The organism is Brucepastera parasyntrophica, assembly GCF_022376835.1.
GTDB classification, from domain to species: Bacteria; Spirochaetota; Spirochaetia; order Treponematales; family Treponemataceae; genus Brucepastera; species Brucepastera parasyntrophica.
On sequence record NZ_CP084606.1, the window covers coordinates 1,045,384 to 1,065,611 of the forward strand.

At 45.9% G+C, this 20,228-nt stretch carries 14 protein-coding genes, 1 other RNA gene and 2 pseudogenes; 9 read left to right on the forward strand and 8 right to left on the reverse strand.

Annotated features, from left to right (window positions below; translation table 11 throughout):
* The first annotated feature begins 32 nt into the window (after positions 1–32).
* Positions 33–1,111, forward strand: a pseudogene (locus tag K7I13_RS04995) (extracellular solute-binding protein).
* A gap of 32 nt (positions 1,112–1,143) precedes the next feature.
* A complete protein-coding gene (locus K7I13_RS05000; RefSeq protein ID WP_255948478.1) occupies positions 1,144–2,952 on the forward strand; it encodes a sensor domain-containing protein in 1,809 nt (602 codons plus the stop codon).
* On the opposite strand, the gene K7I13_RS05005 is transcribed toward K7I13_RS05000, so the two are convergent.
* The gene (locus K7I13_RS05005; RefSeq protein WP_255948480.1) at positions 2,906–3,334 is read right to left on the reverse strand and encodes a Holliday junction resolvase-like protein; all 429 of its coding nucleotides are present in this window, start codon (positions 3,332–3,334) and stop codon (positions 2,906–2,908) included. The two genes, K7I13_RS05000 and K7I13_RS05005, sit on opposite strands and share 47 nt — an antisense overlap.
* 15 nt (positions 3,335–3,349) lie before the next feature.
* Positions 3,350–4,258, reverse strand: coding sequence for a M15 family metallopeptidase (locus tag K7I13_RS05010; protein ID WP_255948482.1), 909 nt, complete (start codon positions 4,256–4,258; stop codon positions 3,350–3,352).
* Between the two features lie 109 nt (positions 4,259–4,367).
* Between K7I13_RS05010 and guaA the strand changes: the two genes are divergently transcribed.
* From guaA to K7I13_RS05025, 3 genes are all read left to right on the forward strand, one after another.
* Entirely contained in the window at positions 4,368–6,344 is a 1,977-nt protein-coding gene (gene guaA / locus K7I13_RS05015) for a glutamine-hydrolyzing GMP synthase (RefSeq protein WP_255948484.1), read from the forward strand.
* Positions 6,281–7,018: a DNA alkylation repair protein gene (locus K7I13_RS05020; RefSeq protein ID WP_255948487.1), complete on the forward strand. Its 738-nt coding sequence runs from the start codon at positions 6,281–6,283 to the stop codon at positions 7,016–7,018. Before guaA ends, K7I13_RS05020 begins: the two co-directional genes overlap by 64 nt.
* 66 nt (positions 7,019–7,084) lie before the next feature.
* The gene (locus K7I13_RS05025; protein WP_255948489.1) at positions 7,085–7,591 is read left to right on the forward strand and encodes a ClbS/DfsB family four-helix bundle protein; all 507 of its coding nucleotides are present in this window, start codon (positions 7,085–7,087) and stop codon (positions 7,589–7,591) included.
* Positions 7,592–7,675: 84 nt separating this feature from the next.
* Here K7I13_RS05025 and ssrA read toward each other — a convergent pair.
* Positions 7,676–8,028, reverse strand: a transfer-messenger RNA (tmRNA) gene (gene ssrA / locus K7I13_RS05030).
* 122 nt (positions 8,029–8,150) lie between these two features.
* On the reverse strand, positions 8,151–8,921 hold the full coding sequence (locus tag K7I13_RS05035; protein WP_255948491.1) for an alpha/beta fold hydrolase: 771 nt from the start codon (positions 8,919–8,921) through the stop codon (positions 8,151–8,153).
* A gap of 369 nt (positions 8,922–9,290) precedes the next feature.
* Between K7I13_RS05035 and K7I13_RS05040 the strand changes: the two genes are divergently transcribed.
* The 3 genes and pseudogenes from K7I13_RS05040 (at position 9,291) to K7I13_RS05050 (ending at position 14,163) form a co-directional block, all read left to right on the forward strand.
* Positions 9,291–10,196 (forward strand): septal ring lytic transglycosylase RlpA family protein, encoded by a 906-nt coding sequence (locus K7I13_RS05040; RefSeq protein WP_255948493.1) that lies wholly within the window; start codon positions 9,291–9,293, stop codon positions 10,194–10,196.
* Positions 10,197–10,598: 402 nt separating this feature from the next.
* On the forward strand, positions 10,599–12,263 hold the full coding sequence (locus K7I13_RS05045; RefSeq protein WP_255948495.1) for a DEAD/DEAH box helicase: 1,665 nt from the start codon (positions 10,599–10,601) through the stop codon (positions 12,261–12,263).
* 263 nt (positions 12,264–12,526) lie between these two features.
* Positions 12,527–14,163 (forward strand): annotated as a pseudogene (locus K7I13_RS05050) (ABC-F family ATP-binding cassette domain-containing protein).
* A 338-nt stretch (positions 14,164–14,501) separates the two neighbouring features.
* Here the strand turns inward: K7I13_RS05050 and K7I13_RS05055 are convergent.
* Both K7I13_RS05055 and K7I13_RS05060 read right to left on the reverse strand, forming a co-directional pair.
* Positions 14,502–14,696, reverse strand: coding sequence for a hypothetical protein (locus K7I13_RS05055; RefSeq protein ID WP_255948497.1), 195 nt, complete (start codon positions 14,694–14,696; stop codon positions 14,502–14,504).
* A 254-nt stretch (positions 14,697–14,950) separates the two neighbouring features.
* Positions 14,951–15,913, reverse strand: coding sequence for a hypothetical protein (locus tag K7I13_RS05060; protein WP_255948499.1), 963 nt, complete (start codon positions 15,911–15,913; stop codon positions 14,951–14,953).
* 143 nt (positions 15,914–16,056) lie between these two features.
* Here K7I13_RS05060 and K7I13_RS05065 point away from each other — a divergent pair, with 143 nt between their 5' ends.
* A complete protein-coding gene (locus tag K7I13_RS05065) occupies positions 16,057–17,424 on the forward strand; it encodes an MATE family efflux transporter (protein ID WP_255948501.1) in 1,368 nt (455 codons plus the stop codon).
* Positions 17,425–17,435: 11 nt separating this feature from the next.
* Here the strand turns inward: K7I13_RS05065 and K7I13_RS05070 are convergent, their stop codons facing one another.
* Both K7I13_RS05070 and K7I13_RS05075 read right to left on the reverse strand, forming a co-directional pair.
* Entirely contained in the window at positions 17,436–17,855 is a 420-nt protein-coding gene (locus tag K7I13_RS05070; RefSeq protein WP_255948503.1) for a hypothetical protein, read from the reverse strand.
* A 150-nt stretch (positions 17,856–18,005) separates the two neighbouring features.
* A complete protein-coding gene (locus K7I13_RS05075; RefSeq protein ID WP_255948504.1) occupies positions 18,006–20,036 on the reverse strand; it encodes an AMP-dependent synthetase/ligase in 2,031 nt (676 codons plus the stop codon).
* Positions 20,037–20,228 lie beyond the last annotated feature (192 nt).

Consider the following 20,228-nt stretch of genomic DNA (forward strand, 5'->3'; position numbering starts at 1 on the left):
TATGGATATTTTCAAAAGGAGGCATTAACGCCATGAAAAAAAGAGCTAGCGTTTTTGCTGCAAAACTGGGGGCGATCGCTCTCAAAACTGCGGTACTGGGAATAGGAGTATTTTCAGTAATTGGGTTTTCCGGTTGCAAAAAAAATGACGGGAAAACATTATATCTTTATAACTGGACATATTACACGCCCGATTCCGTTATTCAGAAATTTGAAAAAGAATATGACGTAAAGGTTGTATATGATGATTACGCGTCCAATGAGGACATGTACGCCAAACTGAAAGCGGGCGGTTCGGGATATGATATTGTTATTCCGTCGGGAGACTATGTTTCCATAATGAAAAGCCAGAACATGCTTGAAACGCTTGATCTGGAAAAGATCCCGAATGTTGCGTATATCAGGCCTACAGTTCTCGAAAAAATGACTTTTGACAATACCATGGAAGTGTCGGTTCCCTATTTTATGGGCGCCGCGGGGTTGCGGTGAATCTGGACAGGGTTCCGGAATTCGAGAAAACCTGGAATATTTTTGGCAGAAAAGACCTTGCCGGAAGAATGTCAATGCTGGACGACATGCGCGAAGTTATGGGCGACGGACTGGCCCATCTGGGTTATTCGGTAAATACTACCGACATGGATGAACTCCGGAGCGCCTATGAAATCATAAACAATGTCTGGAAACCGAACCTGGTCAAATTTGACGCCGAAAGTTTCGGTAAATCCTTTGCTACCGGAGATTTCTGGGTCGTCCAGGGTTATGCTGAAGTAGTATATGAGGAAGTTCCTCCCGAAATGCACAGCAAGATTGCTTTCTTCATCCCCGAAGAGGGCGGACCGATGTACATTGACAGTATGTGTATTCCCAGGGGAGCAAAAAACCCTGAGCTGGCCCATACTTTCATCAATTTTATTCTCCGCCCGGAAATTTACGCGGAATTCCTTGATACCTTCGGTTTTCCGTCAACAGTCCATACCGAAGCGGCTGACTTCCAGAAAAAAATACCGTATTACCAGCCGGAAGATATCGCAAACTGCGAGCTGAAAGATGATTTAGGAGAAAACCTCGAATTATATAATGATTTCTGGCAAAGAATTCGTTTTACAGATTAGCCCAAGTGGGACTATAATGTATTTACGAAGTTATGAATATTGAACAGTTTTATCGTGGTATACTTGAAGGACTTCCGCAAATCATTATAGTTGGCACTCCCCTGCCGGAGCAGGCAGGGGAAACAGATGTTCTGATCGACTATGTGAACCCCGCCTGGGAACACATAGTCGGCGTTCCCAGAGAAACTATCATGGGAAAAATGTTTTCCCAGACCATATTTAAAAATTCACCCATTCCCTGGCTTGATTTTGCGATTCATGTTAATGAAACAAAACAGGGACTGCAGCAGCTCCTGTTCAGCGAGAGGCTGGATAAATGGCTTGATATTACTGTTTTTTATCTTGAACCCGACCATATTTGTGTACATTTTTCGGATGTCACCGAACAGAAAAATGACAAACTGCATATAAAAAAGCAGAATGTCAAACTGACAAATCTTGCGGCCGAGCTTGAAGCTTCAAAAACGAATCTGAAAGTAAAACTGGAAAAAATCCAGAATCTGAATGATAATCTCGAGCAGTTTATCAATTATGACCGGCTTACAAAACTGCCGAACAGGCTCCGGTTTTCGGCTATCCTCGCCGATGAGCTTGAATACGCCCGCCGGACAAACAATAAACTGGCGGTTGCCATTCTCGATATAGATAATCTGAAAATTCTGAATGACACAAAGGGGCATGACGCGGGCGACGCGCTGCTGTGCCAGATTGCGCAGCGCCTGCTTGAATTCAAAACGGATTCCATACATTTCAGCCGTTTCGGCGGCGACGAATTTCTCATTCTGTTAAGCGGTTATGAACATGACGCTGAATTGCATTATACAATCACCATGATCCAGGAAGCCCTGCGGAAACCGTATTATATTTTGCATGAGGAGAGGCAGGCCACGGTTTCCATCGGTATTGCGACCTACCCGGAGGATGCCGCCACAGTTTCCGAACTGCTGCGTTTTGCCGATCTCGCAATGACCGAAGCCAAGCGGAAAGGAAAAAACACGCTGGCCATGTTCCACCTTGTCATGCAGGAAAATCTGATCGCGCGGCTTAATATGGAACAGAAAATGTTCAAGGCCCTTGATGATGAAATATTCCAGCTTTTCTTTCAGCCCCAGTATGAAGTCACGTCAAACAGGCTGAGGGGCTTTGAAGCGCTCATCCGCTGGTTTGATTTTGATCTGGGCGCAATTCAGCCGGATACGTTTATTCCGGTTGCGGAGGAAAACAAGATAATAATTCCGCTCGGATACTGGATCCTGAGAACAGCCTGCCGGACTTTAAGCGAATGGCAGACAAGATACGGTTTCAGGGGGATAATGTCGGTTAATATTTCTCCCATACAGCTCCAGCATGAAGATTTTCTGCAAAACCTCAAGGCCATTATCGCGGAAACCCAGATTCCGCCTGAATCTCTTGAGATTGAAATAACGGAAGGTTTTCTTATCCACAACTTTGAAAAATCCGTCAAGCTGCTTCAGGATATAAGCAGTTTCGGAGTGTGCATTTCGCTCGATGATTTCGGAACAGGATATTCCTCGCTGCGCTATCTTCAGCTTTTGCCGCTGAATACACTTAAAATCGACAAATCCTTTATCGCTAACATTGCGAAGGAAGCAAGTATTGAATATGATATTACTGACGCTATTGTATCCCTTATGACAAAACTCGGACTGGATACTATCGCAGAAGGTGTTGAGACGGATGAACAGCTGGCCGCTATCCAGCAGCTCAACTGTAAAACCATCCAGGGTTACTTAACTGGCCGCCCCATGACAAAGGGAGACTGCGAAAAACTTTTCATTGAGGCAACCGGTATTCATAATATGAGACCCGCCCGTCCCTGACGGCTTCCCTCAAACTTTTTTCAACCGGCGTGAGCTGGGATTTTCCCGTTTTTACTTCTATAAATATAATCTCGTCAATTTCACCATTTGAAGAGCCGGAAAAACAAATAAAATCGACCGGCTTTCCGATAAATCGGATTTCAGTCGGGTCGCCGGGAAATTCCGGCATATAGGGCGCAAGCTGTTCGCCGAATTGCCCGCCCAGAACAGCGCGGGAGCGTTTAACGGCGTCAGAGCGCTCGGAAATGATTCTTGAACGGAAATTGCGTTCCGTTTTAAGTCTGCCGATAAACATTCCAAGCCGTATGCAAATAAAGAACATACATAAAACGAGCAAGCCGAAAACAGCCGGCGCTATATACTGAGAAAATTCATATGGCATTTTTATATGTCCCCGCTAATCCCCATTGCTGCATAATAATGAGCTCGGGACGGTATTCAAAATGCATATTATCCCAGTAAACCCATTTCCCGCCCCAGATAAAACCTTCTTTTCAAAAGCCGAAATAACGGCCGCGGGCGGCATCCACCGCCGGTTAAGAGGAAGGAGCATCCAGTCCTCATTCCATGTACTGTTCCAGTTCCAGTAAATATTTTTGGTATTGTGGTTTTTCGGAAGAATATCTATTGCGATCCCCCAGCTGTGATTGCTGAGAACCGGGCGGTCGGCAATTTCTCTCCAGTGGTATCCGTCAATGCTTGCAATGGAATCAATAAATCTGCGGACCGAGTCGTCTGTTTTGGCCATTCTGTCAAGCGCCTCTTCTACCCGCTTAAGCGGAGCAACAATGGCCCTGTGCACAGACACCCGTTTTCCCAGATAATTTACGCGGGTGATATGCCTTTCAATGGCAATTCTGGTTGATCCCCCGTATAAAAGTTCAAAAAAGGCAGGATGATATTTGACCTTATGTTCACCGCGATTGTCATTCAGAATCGCTGTTTTCAGCCGTTCTATCTGTTCCTGCGTAAGGGACTCGGGATCCGGCGTTTGTCCGGGATACAGATAATCGACATGAGGCTGCCATTTTATGGCCGCGTACAATTCCCGTGCAGGGAGAAGCCGGCCCCCCGCCCAAAAGAGTCTTGTCCCGTCAATCTGCAAAAACCAGTCTTTTTTTCCGGGATCAAATCCGATGGACTGTATTTTATCGGGGTAAGCCGCCTTAAGGGTCCCAAGAATCAGCCAGGGCTTTTCCGGCACACTGCGATGTACCCCGGGATTATCGGGAGGAAGATCGGTTCCGAAAATCGCAAACACAAGAATGGCTGAGTACATAATTTTTGCAAATACCGTACGAAACATTTATCTATTATATCCTGTTTGAAATAGCAGGGGCAAGATTTTTTTCGTATTGTCTGCCGATTGTCCGGCCAATCCTTGAATAGGCGGGCGCAACCTGCTATATTGAACCATGACGAATGAAAAAATAGCCGTACTTGATTTCGGCAGCCAGTATGCGCATCTCATTGCCAAACGTTTTAGGCTGCTCGGATATTATTCCGAAATTGCGCTTCCCTCCGTTTCACTGGATTTTTTTGATAATGCCAGGGGAATCGTATTTTCAGGAGGCCCCTCTTCCGTATATGAAAAGAATATACCTGAATTTAACTCCGATATTCTGAATTTGGATATCCCGATTCTGGGCCTGTGTTACGGCCATCAGCTGATGACGCAGGAATACGGCGGGACCGTCGAAAAAACGGACGGGGAATTCGGCATAGCATATCTTGACGTAAAAGACACTGACGGCCGGGAATATCCGGAAAATCCGCTGTTACGGGGCATTCAGTTTCCGATGCAGGTTTGGATGAGCCATCAGGACGCGGTCACAAGCCCTGCCGGCGGATTTGAAGTTACAGGTTCAACAAAGGACTGCAGGTTCGCGGCGCTCCAGAACAGTGAAAAAAAGCGCTTCAGCCTCCAGTTTCATGCGGAAGTAAAAGACACTCCGGACGGAGACACAATATTCAGGAATTTTGCCGGAATCTGCGGCATGAGCAAAAACTGGGACCAGGATGAAATTCTTAATACAATACAAAGCCAGATTCTGGAAGACGCCGGTTCGCGGAAAGTGCTTCTCTTTCTTTCCGGCGGAGTTGATTCTACCGTAGCCTTCGCTCTTCTGAATAAAACCCTCGGACAGGACAGGGTTCTCGGTCTCCATATTGACAATGGGTTTATGCGGAAAAATGAAAGCGCTGTTATTGCGGAGAGATATAAAAACGCGGGCTTTACCAATTTTATTGTTGAAGACGCAAGCGACCGTTTTCTGAAAGCGGTATACCATGAGACCGACCCCCAGAAGAAAAGAAAGGCTATCGGTGAAACTTTTATTACAGTCAGGGACGAGGTAGTAAAAAAAATCGGACTCCGGGAAGATGAATGGCTCCTTGGGCAGGGGACCCTGTATCCGGATATAATTGAATCCGGCGGAACAAAAAACTCGAATATAATTAAAACACATCACAACAGGGTTGAGGGGATTCAGGCCCTCATTGAAAAGGGGCTGATAATTGAACCTCTCAAAGATTTATATAAGGACGAGGTGCGTATAATCGGAAAAAAAATCGGTCTTCCGGATGAACTGGTGTACCGCCACCCCTTCCCGGGCCCGGGGCTTTCAATAAATGTACTGTGCTCGACCGGAAAAGACAGTGATGAAGCTGAGCTTGTGGAAGCCGGCAGACAGATCAGCGCGTTTCCGCTTTCCCATTATTTTACCGAATGTGAAAGTACACCGGGAACAGCCGGTGAATGCAGGCCCGGACTTTCGGGGGCCGGAGTACTCCCTGTTAAATCGGTAGGCGTCCAGGGGGATTTCCGTACGTACCGCTATCCCGCGGCGCTATCCTTTAGCCGCATTTTTAATGCCTTTCCTTCATGGGTACAGCTTGAAAAAGCCTCGTCCGATATTACAAATAAAATAATGGATGTAAATAGAACAGTTCTTGAACTCTGGAAACGGCAGGACAGTGTCATGTCTCTGCGTGAAGGCTATTGCGATAAAAACCGGCTTGATCAAACCAGAGAGGCTGACGCTATTGTTCTTGAAGAATTGAAAAAAAGCGACTGGTACCGGAAAATTTTCCAGCACCTGACAATTAATCTGCCGTACGCGGCTAATCCAGGACACTGTTCCATTGTGCTCCGCCCCGTAGTATCCGAAGATGTCATGACAGCCCGCTTTGCCCATATTGATACTGATATTCTGGAAAAAATAACCGAACGGATTTCATTACTGCCCTTTGTCGACGCGGTTTATTATGATATAACCAACAAACCCCCGCGACATTCGGGTGGGAGTAGAATTCGGTTTGAACAGAAATGGCGGAAAAGCTTAAGGATCATTATAATGAAGCTTTCGCAAAGGATCTCGCAGCCAGAATAAAGGGCGTATATGCGGATTTTGACGGAAAAAAATTTGTTTCATATATAACAGAGCATTTGGGTGACCGGGAATTTCTCGCGAGGCAGGATGTGTTTGCCGACGCTTTTGAACTGACCCTTCCCCGCAATTATGCAGAAACAGTTACTGTTTTTGAACAGCTGCTGGGACCCGAGCTTGGGCAGGAGACTGGCATGTTCACTGAAGGCTGGTGGCTCTGGCCTGTAGGAAGATATGTAGAGCGTCATGGCACTGACGATGTGAAAAAATCACTGGATTTCATTAAAGAACTGACAAAACGCTTTACAGGTGAATTTGCCATCCGCCCTCTTATCGCGGAAAAACCAAAAGAAACAATAAAAATTATTCTGAAATGGAGCAAAGACCCCAATGTTCATGTGAGGCGGCTCTCCAGCGAATGCATGCGCATCCGGCTGCCCTGGGCAAAAAAACTGTACACGTCGGTAGAAGAATTTGAATCATATAAAACCATTCTTTCAAATCTGAAAAGTGATCCCTCAGGGTTTGTCCGGAAAAGCGTGGGCAACAATCTCAACGATTTATACAAAGAATACCCGGAAAAAGCGGAAGAAATTGTTGAAGAATGGCTTTCAGACAATCCCTCAAAGGAAACTCTCTGGATTATCAATCACGGGAAACGAAGTTTAAAAAAATAACAGGACAGACAGTGGTCAGGGTATATACTGTATTCTGTAAGTACCATGACATACAGGAGGATCATCATGCCGAGACCTACAACAAAAGAATCACTGCTTACGCTGAGTGAAACCAACCTTGAAAAACTATTCAGCTTTATCGATTCCATACCTGAAGAACTGAGGAACAACCGGTTTGAATTGAATGAACGGGATAAAACAATCGCCGACGTGCTTTGTCATCTTCATGAGTGGCATTTAATGATGGAAAACTGGTACGCCACGGGAATGTCCGGTAAAAAGCCGATTATTCCCGGCGAAGGATATACCTGGCAAACCCTGCCCGCCCTGAACAGAAAAATCCACGAAAAATATCTGGGTACTGACTGGAAAAAGGCCGTTTCTCTTTTAAAACAGAGCCACAAAAAAATCATGAAACTTATTGAAAAGCATTCCAATGAGGAATTATTCACGAAACAATATTATCCCTGGACGGGAACTACATCTCTGGGTTCGTATTTTATTTCAAGCACTTCGAGCCATTATGACTGGGGACTCAAAACACTGAAAGTGATTAAAAAGGAAATCGCATAATTTTCTGCGGAAAGTTTCCTTACGGAGCCGGACTATAGCTGCATTATATACCAAAACAAAACCCCGGTTGTTAAAACCGGGGTTTTCTGGAGATGGGGGAATCGAACCCCCGTCCTGAAGTGCGGCGCAGGGGCGTCTACAGGTTTATCGAAGCGAGGTAATTGTCGGGACCCGGTAGCAGCTTCGCAAGCATCGGTTCCGTATTCTGAGTAAAGTCCCTTTTACCGTTCAGACCCGGCAAAAAGCAAGCTCCGGTTGGCGTCGGAACATCCGTTTGCTTCGGAGCAGCATCAAACGGGTTCCGCGTTCCGCTGATTAAGCAGCGAGAGCGTAACTGTCGTTATTTTCGGCAGTTATAAGTTTTGCCTGTTTGGAGGACAGACGGCCTCACCTGCAGCCCAAGCTCCGACCACCACAGTCGAAACCGGTGCACCCCCGGAATTATACCGTTCTCAGGATCCGGTTCTTTCCCGAAAGAAAAAACCGGCCTGATATATCAAAGCTATGACGAAAAAGCTGAATTGTCAAGCATTGCCGCATGCACTTAAAAAGCGTTCCGCTAAAAATGCACGGCTATTGTTTTTTCAATAAACTGCTCAAAGGCTTCGGGCGAAAAATGGGGACCGTCACCCAGGAGTTCAAAGGAACAGTTCGGCAAAAGCTGGGAAGTTCTCACTGCGCACCTGTAGGGAATAACATCATCTGTTCTGCTGTGCTGCATAAAAACCCTTGATTTCACCTCGGGCAGGACAAAGCCCCAGTCAAGATATTTAATTCTCTGATCCTGCGCCACACCGAAACAGCGGTTCATCATTGAATCCCTGATATCGTCATTTTCAGCGGTTTCAGGCTGGATTCCGGGGAAATACACTTCGGCGACAGTGTTTTCTGCCTCTTCCTGATTCAGGTCCTTATTCACAGGATAGGGCCAGTAAGTCAGAACGACATCATCATACAGGGCAGGCGTACCGCTGAATACATATATATTTCTGACATTATCGGGAAAACCGGCTCCGATGGAATAGCCATAGGGCGCGCCTGAGGAAGACGCAAGAATATCAAAATAGGATAACTGTAACTCCTGGATTAAGGCCCCTATCACTTCGGACCAATCAGCAAACTTATTCATTATGCTTGGAGAGGATTCGCCATAACCGGGACGCGCTATACAGATAACCCGCGCGCCTGTTTTAATAAGTCTGTCCAATAAGGCGTAGTCTCTGATACTCGCTACAAGACCATGCTGGAGGAGAATGGGAAATCCGTTTTTATTTCCATACTCGGCATAGGCAAGGGAATGCCCGTCTTTATAGGGAATTTTTTGTATCATATATGCTTCTTCCTTATAATTTGCAGTATATCATGACGGAATTATTCCGTAAAATGAAAAACAAAAAATTTACTTATATATTGTGTATATATTACTGCCATGTGTACACCAGATGTATAACAAACTGAAAAACCGGTAAATCTTTAGTCCATGCAGGGGATTTTTTGTATCCGGGTTTCTTATTCCTTAAAGCGGCAATAATTTATTCCGATAGTAGAAATATAGATTCGTTTTTTGAGGGAGGAGGAATGATAAAAGCGCATTATGCACTTTTATTATTTGCAGGTTGAAAAACGTTGCTTTCCGGCCTGCGGTGTGTGTCATTCATGACATACAGGCTTCAGTTTGACCTTTTAATCAGGAGAATATATGGCAAAGAACTATTCTGTCAGGTTTGGTATCATACTTTTATTGTTTTCATTTGTGCTTGTTCCGCTGACGGCCCAGCCGGAAGTATTAAACGAAGAAGCCATTGCATCATTTTACGCGGATGAATTCAACGGCAGGCCTACTTCAAGCGGCGAAATATTCAATATGAATGATTTTACCGCGGCGCATAAAACGCTGCCATTCGGGACTTTACTTGAAGTAACTAACCTTGATAACGGACAATCAGTCATTGTCAGGGTAAATGATCGCGGGCCCTTTGCCCCGGGAAGGGAGCTTGATGTTTCCAAAGCAGCCGCAGAAAAACTTGACATGCTGACAACAGGGACAGCGCGGGTCTCCATTATAAAAATTACGCTTGAAGACGCCGCAGAAAGAATGAACGCATCATTAACCACTGCCCCGGTACCGGCGGCTCAAACCGCAGAGGCGGGAACATTACCCGGACTGCCGGAACCTCCGACGCCGGCAGTTGCCATTCAGGAAACAGCAAAAAAACCCGAAGCAGGCACAGTAGCGGCTGCCCAGCCGGCACCGAAACCCGCACCCGCTCCTGCAGCCCCACCCGCTCCGCCGCCAAAACCGGCGCCTGCTCCTGCGGCCCAGCCCGCTGCAGCGCCAAAACCGGTTCCGGCGGCTGCGGTTCAGCAGGCCGCACACACAGGCCCTACATGGCGTATTCAGATCGCAGCATTTACCCGCGAAGAAAACGCGACCCGGCTTGTTCACAAAATGAGACAGGAAGGTTTTTCACCCGCCTTTGAAAGAACAACATCTGTTACCAGAGTTGTACTCCCCGGCATACCCGAAAAGGATCTGGAAAACGTCAAAGCTAAACTGACGGCCGCAGGTTATACGGATTTTCTTATCAAACAGGAATCCTGGTAATTTTTCCGGCACTGCATATGAACACTTGTTAACCTGATGTTAACAAGTGTTCATATGGTTTTAAAATAAAATTTTATGACTGACACGGAAAGTATTTTTCACTTGCAGCACCTATTCAATATCACTTCCTTTCCGTAATTCGTTCATATCCCGCGTTTGTCATTTTCCTGAATCCTTATTCCGGAAGAGTCTCCGGATTTTCATTTCCCGAGTATGATATATTTTTTCATCCGCTAAAACAGCTGCCATGACTTTTTATAGTATACCGAACGGTTGGTATAGCGTCAAAAGCCCAGACGCAAAATATGCTATAATCTTCATCTCCCATATTATCATCAGAATAACAACTCGCCCCTCCTTACCGTCTATTTTATTTTTTTTTAGTATGCTATACTTACCGCAATGAAATTTACAGAATTTAACTTAAATAGCGATCTCCAAAAAGGTATTGCGGATGCCGGATACGAATTTTGTATGCCGGTCCAGGAACAGGTTCTTTTGAATGGTCTTGAAGGGAGCGATTTATATGTGCAGTCCCACACCGGATCAGGAAAAACGGCAGCCTTTCTGATAACTATTTTCCAGCGGTTGCTAAGCGATCCTGAGCTTTCAGGAAAGACAGCGCTGGTTTTAGTGCCGACCCGTGAACTTGCCGTGCAGGTAGAGGAAGAAGCCAGAATTATCGGCGCCCACCTGCAGTTCAGGACCGCAAGTTTTTACGGAGGGGTCGGTTATACCCGCCAGCAAAACCAGCTGGGCAAGGGCGTGGATCTGATGATCGGGACACCGGGAAGGGTTATCGATCTGCAGGAATCGGGAACAATGAAACTTGACCGGACTGCCTTTCTCGTTATTGACGAAGCGGACCGCATGTTTGATATGGGTTTTTATCCCGACCTCCGGAAGCTTATCAGGGTACTTCCTCCGGTTAATGACAGGCAGACAATGCTTTTCAGTGCCACCCTGAATTCATGGGTAAAAAATCTTGCCTGGGAATATACTGTTGACGCAAAAGAAATCACTATCGAAACCGACAATATTACAGTCGATGAAATTGAACAGCTCCTGTTTCATGTTTCAAGTGATGAAAAAATGAAACTCCTTCTCGGGCTTATACGGGATGAAAAACCGGAAAGCATGATCATTTTCTGCAATACAAAACGAATGACTGAGGTAATTGCGAAGCGGCTCAGAATAAACGGTTTTGAAACCGAATTCATCATCGGCGATCTTCCCCAGTCAAAACGCCTGCAGGTTATTGATTCCTTTAAGTCAGGTTCCCTGAAATATCTTGTGGCGACTGACGTCGCGGCCCGCGGGATCGATGTGGACAGTCTCGCTATGGTTGTCAATTATGACCTCCCCAATGAGGCCGAAAATTATGTACACAGAATCGGAAGAACCGCACGCGCCGGAAAAACGGGAAAGGCGTACAGTTTCTGTTCCGAGCAGGATGTGTATAATTTGCCTGCCATCGAAAAATACATAGAGAATAAAATCCCGGCCGCCTCTATTGCTGATGAACTGTTTGCCGCTGATAAAAGCGAGGGTATGTATATCCGGACTGAAAAATATGATACCGACTATGATGATGACCGCGGTTCCGGACGCAGACCGGGAGGACGGGATCAGGGGCGGCGCCAGCAGAGGAACGGTCCGGGAAGGAATGAAAGACAGGAAGCCGGCCGGCGGTCCGGCGGGAACCGTGCTCCGGATAAAAGATTTCCTTCAGCAGGGCCGGACAGAAAAAAACCGGGAGACGATGCCGGCCGCTATGCGAAAAAAGGGGCCGCGAGTCAGAACAGCCGGCGCGAATATGGGGACAGAAAACGTTCCGGAGAACAGGACCTTTCGCAGCTCTCCTTCGAAGAGCGGATGACATATTACAAGAATAAATATGCTGCCGAAGGCGAACCCAATCCCGCCAATAAAAAGAATCATACCGGTGGACAGAAAAAAATACAGGTCCCGGCAACAGACAAAGAAACGGACAGGTCCCGGAGAATAAGAACAGACAGTATAAAGGCAAACCGTCCAATAACGGAAAACCCGCCTCAAAAAATATGAAGGAAATAACGGCGGAAACAAAACCGCCGTCCAGAATCCGCCGGACCGGCCCGAGGCAAAAAAAAGCGGCGGTATAAAAGGGTTTTTCAGGAACCTGTTTAAAAATAAAGACTGAACCCAGGAGCAGGAATGTGTGTTCGTTCTCTTTCCTGCTTTTCCTGAATTGACGCGGAGTTTTCAAGCCGGAGCCGCAAGCTCCGGTCTGATTTGCCTGCTTACTCCCCGCCTTTGACACTGCCTGTTATTTTGTTTATCCTGTGTGCATGATTACAGTAAGCGATTTAAGTCTTTCTTTTAGTGACAAGCCGTTATTTAAGGATGTTAATCTCAAATTCACTCCCGGAAACTGTTATGGAATTATTGGCGCAAACGGGGCCGGAAAATCAACATTTCTGAAAATTCTTGCCGGAGAGCTGGAGCATGATAAAGGGGATATTATTATTCCCCCCGGACAGAGACTGGTTATGCTCAAGCAGGACCATTTTGCCTTTGACGCCTTCAGTGTAAAAGACACTGTGATGATGGGTTATCCCGCATTATATAATACATTAAAAGAACGTGAAGCTATTTACGAAAAAGAAGATTTTACGGAAGAAGACGGCCTGCGAGCTTCTGAACTGGAAGGTGAATTTGCCGAAATGGGAGGCTGGGAGGCTGAAAACCAGATAGAGCAGATGCTTTCAGGGCTCGGCCTCGAAGAAGAATATCATAACAGCAGGATGTCGGAACTGGATGAAAGCCAGAAAGTCCGTGTTCTTCTCGCGCAGTCGCTTTTCGGCAATCCTGATATCCTGCTTTTGGATGAGCCGACAAATGGTCTGGATATTGAGTCCATTTCATGGCTTGAAGAATTTCTTATTGAATTTCCGAATACCGTTATTGTTGTGTCCCATGACCGTCATTTTCTTAATGCAGTCTGCACGCATGTCTGTGATATAGACTTCGGAAAAATCCGGATGTACAGCGGGAATTATGATTTCTGGTACCAGATGAGCCAGATTATGCAGCGTCAGTCCCGCGACCAGCAGAAAAAACGCGAAGAAAAAATGAAAGACCTGCGGGAATTTATTCTGCGCTTCGCATCGAATGCGGCAAAAAGCAGACAGGCAACAAGCCGCAAAAGGATTTATGACAAGCTTGCCCTTGAAGAAGTTGAAGTTACTTCCCGTAAATTTCCGTATGTCAATTTCAAACCGGACAGGGAAATCGGGAATAATGTGCTGCGCGTTGAAAAACTCAATTACAGTTCCGACGGAATACAGCTGCTGAAAAATTTTGACTTAACGGTTAACCGCACCGATAAAATTGCCTTTGTCGGTATAGAACATAATTCGAAAAGCGCGTTTTTTGACATAATTTCCGATGAAATCAAACCCGATTCAGGCGATGTATACTGGGGGCAGACAACAAAATTCGCATATATGGGAAAGGACAATGCTTCCTATTTCAATAATAATCTGAATATTACCGAATGGCTCAAACAGTATTCGCCGGACCAGGATGACGGCTATGTGAGGGGATTTCTCGGCAGAATGCTTTTTTCCGGAGATGAGTCGCTTAAGCCGGTAAAGGTTCTTTCAGGGGGGAAAAAGTACGGTGTATGCTGAGCAAACTTATGCTTTCAGGCGCCAATGTGCTTATTTTCGATGAGCCGACTAACCATCTTGATCTCGAAGCAATAACCAGTCTCAATGAGGCCCTTATTGATTTTCCGGGTGTTGTGCTGTTTAACAGCCATGACCATGAATTTATCTCGTCGATTGCCAACCGCATCATTGAAATAACCCCGAACGGCATCATAGACCGTATGATGTCCTTCGAAGATTATATCAATGATGAGCAGGTCAGACAAACAAGAAACGAGTTATACCAGGGAAAAATCAAGAAATTTAATATTTAATGCTCAGTGTCAGGGAAGGAATCCAGTTTCCGTCTTCGGAAGCATCGAGTTTTATTCCCGGCACCAGCATATAACGGAAGCCATTGCTTTCCAATTCCTTTTTCAAACGATATGATTTAAAGGAATAATATGAGTCGGTAATAAGAGCTCCGGCAAAAACAATCGCTGAAGATATGGGAATGGAAATCAGGGGTCCTGAAAAACGTCATTCCGTGTGCCGTAGTTCGTTATTATCGCCCCGCTCAGCAGCGTTAACGCCAAAGAGGTTATCCAGGCTGTTCTGCTGAAAGTCTTCATCCGTTCGCTGGCGGTATATTCCAGAAAGGGCTTCGGCTTGATTACAGTCCCGAACTCAAAAAAGCATTATCAGCGGCAGAAAGCTCGGAAGAAAAATTCTTCATGTTTTCCGCCCCGGATGTGAGTAATTCTGTCTGGTTCGCCGTGGGCCCTTCATGTCTGATTATGGTTTCCGGTACCGCGGCCCAGCAGAAAACCGGTATAAATATCAAAATTAACACAAAAATCCTTTTCATAGTGAATCTCCTCGCCTTTTTTGTGATACATTAAATTAAATTTACTTATATTGATAAAATACCCCGTCGCGGAACAACGTGGTATTTCGTTCTCCCTTGGAATTGGTCTCGGGTTTAATACTCCACAGCAGAGCGGCGGGTATTAAACCCTCGCCGCGAATAAAAAAAGTACAGATACGAGTATTATTTCGTTTGTGGTTGTATATATTATACTAATAAAACCCCGAATATTCAGGAAAATTACATAAAAAGTATCATTTTGGAGGGGTTGTCGGCTCAATCGGCAGCCATTCTACCTCTTCCCAGTAAAATCCCGGTTCCCTGTATTCAAAAAAGGGCTTGCGCGGAGGCCGGCGGAGGGCATTATGGGCGGCTATTTCCTCATCAAGATTACTGATTCCGGACCGGGTTACATAGGCCGGTCCCAAAACAAACAGGCTGCCGTCAGGAGAACTGATACAGGAAATTGTCCGCTGGCGGGTGCTGTCCGGCCCGACAAGCCCCACGACAGGGGTAAAAACAATAAATCCGTCCTGAATCGTGTATGTTCCGTATTCATAATTCCGCAATTTTGTTCCGGTGGAAGTAATACAGGTATACAGATCTTCATTGATTCGTATAAATTTCGGAATGGAGAGGGCTTCGCCTGAGGGGGCCGGAAACTGGGCCGGGATGTCCCGGTAACGCGCGTCAGTCCGCCAGAACCGTATGCGGTAGTAAGAGGAACCGGTAAAATAATAACAGAAGAATTCTTCAACAGGCTTGTTTTTATATATTTTTATTGTCCGGGAATTGCCGCCGGCAATCCAGAATCCATCAGGAAAATTCTGCGTTTCGCTCAGGGCTGCCTGCCCGTTCGTTGCCCTGCGGTAAAAATCGAGATACAGTGAATTTCCGATAACCGCCGCTGAAACCTGTTCCGCTTTTTTTTCACCCGGATAACCCAGCTGCAGATGAAAAACCGATCCGGAATTTCTGACGGAGAATCCCGAGGACAGTATGATTTGAGACTCTATGTCTGTCCCCGCCAAATCTGAAGAGGCTTCATTCGTGACTGCGCAGGGAAACCATTGCAGTGTTTCTTCATATACAAAACCATAATACGTTTTCAGAACAATCCTGGCCTGGTCCGAAGCGGAGAATTCCATAAATCTGCCTGAATTTTCCCAAACCCCGGCCAATGACGCCGCGGTCTGGGCAGAAAGCGTAAAACCCACAGAAATACTGCATATCAGGATACATATCTTCCGTAAAATATCCATAATACAAAAAGAATAACATGGATGGTTGAGGTATACAATTGCTTCCGGATATCTCTTGTTACAATACTTGCATATTGTTACAGTAATTACAGAAGCCGATGAAGAACAAAGCGCTGACACAGACAGTCTTACGTATAGCTCTACCCGCGGTCGCAGAACTGATTTTGACCTCGCTTACCCAGTTTGTCGATACAATAATGGTGGGAAAAATAGGCCATCATGCGATATCCGCGGTCGGACTGACAACCCAGCCCCGGTTCATCATGCTTTCAGTTTTTGTCGCGCTTAACGTCGGAACAACAGCCCTAGTAGCCCGATTTAAAGGCCAGGAAAACAAAGATGACGCGGCTCTCGTCAGTATGCAGGCGCTGCTTCTGACACTGGTTTCCGCAATTATTCTTACTATTCCGGGCGTGCTTTTTTCACGGCACATGGTGGTTTTTATGGGCGCCGACGCTGAAACAGTGCGGGAGGCAACCGGCTATTTCAGAATCCTTATGCTTGGATTTACGCCGACAGCGCTTTCACTGGTCATTTCCGCCCTGCTGCGCGGTGTCGGAGATACAAAAATTTCAATGCGCTACAATATTGCGGCAAATATTATCAATATAATTTTTAATTATTTTCTGATTTACGGAAAATGGGGATTCCCCGAACTTGGAGTAAACGGGGCCGCGCTCGCAACAGTTCTGGGAAATACCATAGCCTGCGGTATGGCTTTTTATGCGATTTCGGGAAAAAGACGGAAGAAAAACAGGAAGAAAAATGTTTCAGATTTTATTGAACTGCGCTTTACACGGAAAAACTGTTTGCCGGATTTCCTCATGCTTAAGCGGATAATCAAAATCGGATTGCCCGCCGCAGGCGAACAGTTCGCATTGCGGGCGGGTCTGCTTATTTATACCATTACCATTACTTCTCTCGGAACAAAAGTTTTCGCCGCGCATCAGATTGTCCTTGTCATTCTCAACCTGTCCTTTGTAAATGGACAGGCATTCGGTATAGCCGCGGCTACACTGAGCGGGCAGGCTTTGGGACGGAAGGAGCCTGATAGGGCAAAAGAATCAGCAAGGGTGTGCCAGCATATCGGGTCCCTGATCTCGACAGTGATGGGCATAGGCATGTTTGTTTTCAGAAAATATCTGATGCTGCTGTTTACAGCCGATGAGGAAATCATATTGCTTGGCGCGCAGATAATGATCCTGGTTGCCTTACTGCAGCCATTTCAATCCGCTTTTCAAATTTACGCGGGAGCATTGCGCGGGGCGGGAGATTCATTATACCCCGCGATTTCGCTATCGGTTGGGATACTTATTATACGGCCTGCATTATCTTACGTTTTTATTAATGTTGTAGGAGCCGGACTTTTCGGAGCCTGGTGCGCCCTTTTTATCGACCAGTTTGTCCGTTTTATAATGATCAGGCTCCGGTTTAAAGCCGGAAAGTGGATTTCACTGAAAGTCTAGCTGCCGAAGCATCAGACCTGATTCAGAAAAAGAAAAAAGAGCAGCAGAAAAAAAACATTGACCGCTACGCAGAGAATCCGCGATGTTATGCGGACTTTCTGTTCATAGGTATTATGGTCATAGTGCCGGTAAACGAACCAGATACAGTCAAAAATAATCAGGATAAAAAGGAAAAAGAAGGGAAACAGTAATTTCAAACTGATAATTTTAAGATACACAATCAGCGCCCCGGCTAAAAAACCGGCGGCGAGAAAATACAGCAGAATGCTTAATCTGCGGCGGATTTTATGGATGTCCATATTTGCTTTTTTTTCCGGGGGCAGTCTGCCGAGTCCCGAAAGTGCAAGCCAGGAGGGAAGCTGAAACTGGAGAATGAGAGCCGCCGCAAAAGCAAGCAGTCCGCAGACAGTAATTGTTATTAGTAAAACCATGTTACTAATATATAACCCGTTTAAAAGGCGAGGTCAAGAATCCGCTCAGCTATACTCCATAAATTTAGGTTTGTCCGGCAAGGTTTTTATACTTCCTTGCCGGACAAACACTTACAACCGGAAGTCCCGTCATTCCTAATGAAGACGGGACTAACACTCATCAGAAAAAATATCTTCTATTTCATCCTTGTAAATTTCATTGATCTTGTGGCGCATCATTTCCTGCTTCATGGAAAGTTCTTCCCCTACACGGAAAGAATCGGGAAGAAGCGCAAAGCGGTAAATAAATTCAAAAGGGCGGAAACCGTTTTGCCGGTTAATGCGTGAGTCAATTGCTGTTCTGAAAAGCTGGATTATTTCAGGGTTCTTAAGCAGATTTGCATAATCATCTACAAAAATATCCTGCTCAGCCGCATACGCAAGCACCATATCCTTTACCGGAACAATCAATGCGGCAAGAAATTTTTTATCCTGTCCGAGTACAATAACGTTCTCCACAAGCTGGAAGTTCTTGATAGCCTGTTCAATCGGGACAGGTTCAATGTTCTCACCGCCCAGGAGGACAATAGTATCTTTTGCCCGGCCGGTTATTTTCAAGTCTCCGTCAATAGATAATACGCCTATATCACCCGTATTATACCAGCCGTCGGAACTGACCGCACATCTGGTAAGGTCAGGGCGCTTAAAGTATCCCTTCATAACCTGGCCGCCGCGAACCATGATAACGCCTGTTTTTCCGGTCGGGAGCGGCTCCGGCGCGGCCCATGATCCCCGGACTGAATCAGAATTTCCCGAACTGCCTGTCTCATGTTCTTTTTCAATCAGAGCCGCGAGTGTGTCCGGGTCAACAATACGGCATTCCGTATCGGGGAGCATTTTCCCTACGCAGCCGGTTGTGGGTTTGCGTTCATTTCTCAGTGATAACAGAGGGGCTGTTTCCGTAACTCCGTAACCTTCAAGAAGATTCAAACCGATTGCCCGGTAAAAATCATCAATGTCAGGCTGGAGCGCTCCGCCGCCGGAAATTCCCGTACGGAATCCCTTTCCGAATTTGGCGCGGATCTTGCGGTACACAAGCAGATCGCCGAGTCCGTACAGTGGGGCAAGCAGTAAAAACGGAATAATTGAAGAAAGTATCTGCAGGAATCTGTTCCCGCGGGTAAACCGGACAATCTGACCGCAGAGATTTTCTTTCATTTTCCGGAATTTCTTTCCTATAAAAATAAAAAATGTGAACAGGGTTTTCTTTATACCGCCCTCTTTTTTCATTGAGCGGAAAACCCCCGCGGCTACGGCTTCCCATAAACGGGGAACACCGGGAATAATCTGGGGGGAAATTACCGCGATGTCCGGAAGCATAATTGAGGCTATGGGACGGGAATAAGCCATACCGCTTGCCCTTTCCAGAATAATATACTGCATAAGACGCTCGAAACTGTGCCAGACCGGCAAAACGCTTAGCCACATATCGCCCGGCACGCCATATAAGACCTTCGGCGTCCGTTCAAGCTGCCAGATATAGTTTGATTGAGTGAGCATAACACCCTTTGGTTCGCCGGTTGTGCCTGAGGTAAAAATAATAGTCGCAAGATCAGTCGGCAAGCCCTTTTCCATTTCAGATTCAAGGGCCTTTGTCGAATACAGTTCGCCGTTTTTGCTTCCGGAGTCAGCATCCAGCCGGAGTGTTTTGCCGGCAGCCAATACCGAAGAAAACGACTGCAATTGCAGATTTTGCTTACCCGCGAGTTCTATATCTTCGGGTTCAGCATCTTCAAAGAGTATCAACGTTTTAAGTTTTGGCAGGGAGGTAACACTGTTGAGAAGTTTTTTCAGCTGATGTTTGTTTTCAATGCAGGCAATTTTACATTCCGTTGAAGAAAGAATAAAAACCAGTTCTTTTTCAATTGTATCGCTGCCTCTGGGCACATCAGCGCAGCCCAGAGTCATCACGGCAAGGTCGGTAATAAGCCATTCCCTGCGGTTATCAGAGATAAGCCCGATATATTCTCCTCTGGCTACGTCCATGGATCTGAGTCCGGCCGCAAAGTCAAGAACATCACCGTATAGAGCCCAGTAAGTCCTGTATTGAAAGGTCCCTTCTTTATCCTTATAAGCCTGAACAGTTATTTCAGGGTAAGCCATCGCACGGTCTTTGAAAAGCAGCGGAATGGTATTCTTCATCGGTAAACCTCCTGTACTATAAATTACATATAGTCAAATTTTGTCAATTTGTCAATACAAATATTTTCTAATTTGCCAAATATTGCATTCTTACCGGAAAACAGTATATCCGGTATAGCAATAAAAAACCGGAAAATATCTTTATAAAAGGCGCTCTTTATGGAAAAAGAATGATGAAGGAGGACACTGTTA

Excerpts from the sequence above, each read along its gene's own strand:
- K7I13_RS05000 (WP_255948478.1), top strand. The coding sequence starts at position 1,144 with ATGAATATTGAACAGTTTTATCGTGGTATACTTGAAGGACTTCCGCAA.
- K7I13_RS05005 (WP_255948480.1), bottom strand. The coding sequence starts at position 3,334 with ATGCCATATGAATTTTCTCAGTATATAGCGCCGGCTGTTTTCGGCTTG.
- K7I13_RS05010 (WP_255948482.1), bottom strand. The coding sequence starts at position 4,258 with ATGTTTCGTACGGTATTTGCAAAAATTATGTACTCAGCCATTCTTGTG.
- guaA (WP_255948484.1), top strand. The coding sequence starts at position 4,368 with ATGACGAATGAAAAAATAGCCGTACTTGATTTCGGCAGCCAGTATGCG.
- K7I13_RS05020 (WP_255948487.1), top strand. The coding sequence starts at position 6,281 with ATGGCGGAAAAGCTTAAGGATCATTATAATGAAGCTTTCGCAAAGGAT.
- K7I13_RS05025 (WP_255948489.1), top strand. The coding sequence starts at position 7,085 with ATGCCGAGACCTACAACAAAAGAATCACTGCTTACGCTGAGTGAAACC.
- K7I13_RS05035 (WP_255948491.1), bottom strand. The coding sequence starts at position 8,921 with ATGATACAAAAAATTCCCTATAAAGACGGGCATTCCCTTGCCTATGCC.
- K7I13_RS05040 (WP_255948493.1), top strand. The coding sequence starts at position 9,291 with ATGGCAAAGAACTATTCTGTCAGGTTTGGTATCATACTTTTATTGTTT.
- K7I13_RS05045 (WP_255948495.1), top strand. The coding sequence starts at position 10,599 with ATGAAATTTACAGAATTTAACTTAAATAGCGATCTCCAAAAAGGTATT.
- K7I13_RS05055 (WP_255948497.1), bottom strand. The coding sequence starts at position 14,696 with ATGAAAAGGATTTTTGTGTTAATTTTGATATTTATACCGGTTTTCTGC.
- K7I13_RS05065 (WP_255948501.1), top strand. The coding sequence starts at position 16,057 with ATGAAGAACAAAGCGCTGACACAGACAGTCTTACGTATAGCTCTACCC.
- K7I13_RS05070 (WP_255948503.1), bottom strand. The coding sequence starts at position 17,855 with ATGGTTTTACTAATAACAATTACTGTCTGCGGACTGCTTGCTTTTGCG.
- K7I13_RS05075 (WP_255948504.1), bottom strand. The coding sequence starts at position 20,036 with ATGAAGAATACCATTCCGCTGCTTTTCAAAGACCGTGCGATGGCTTAC.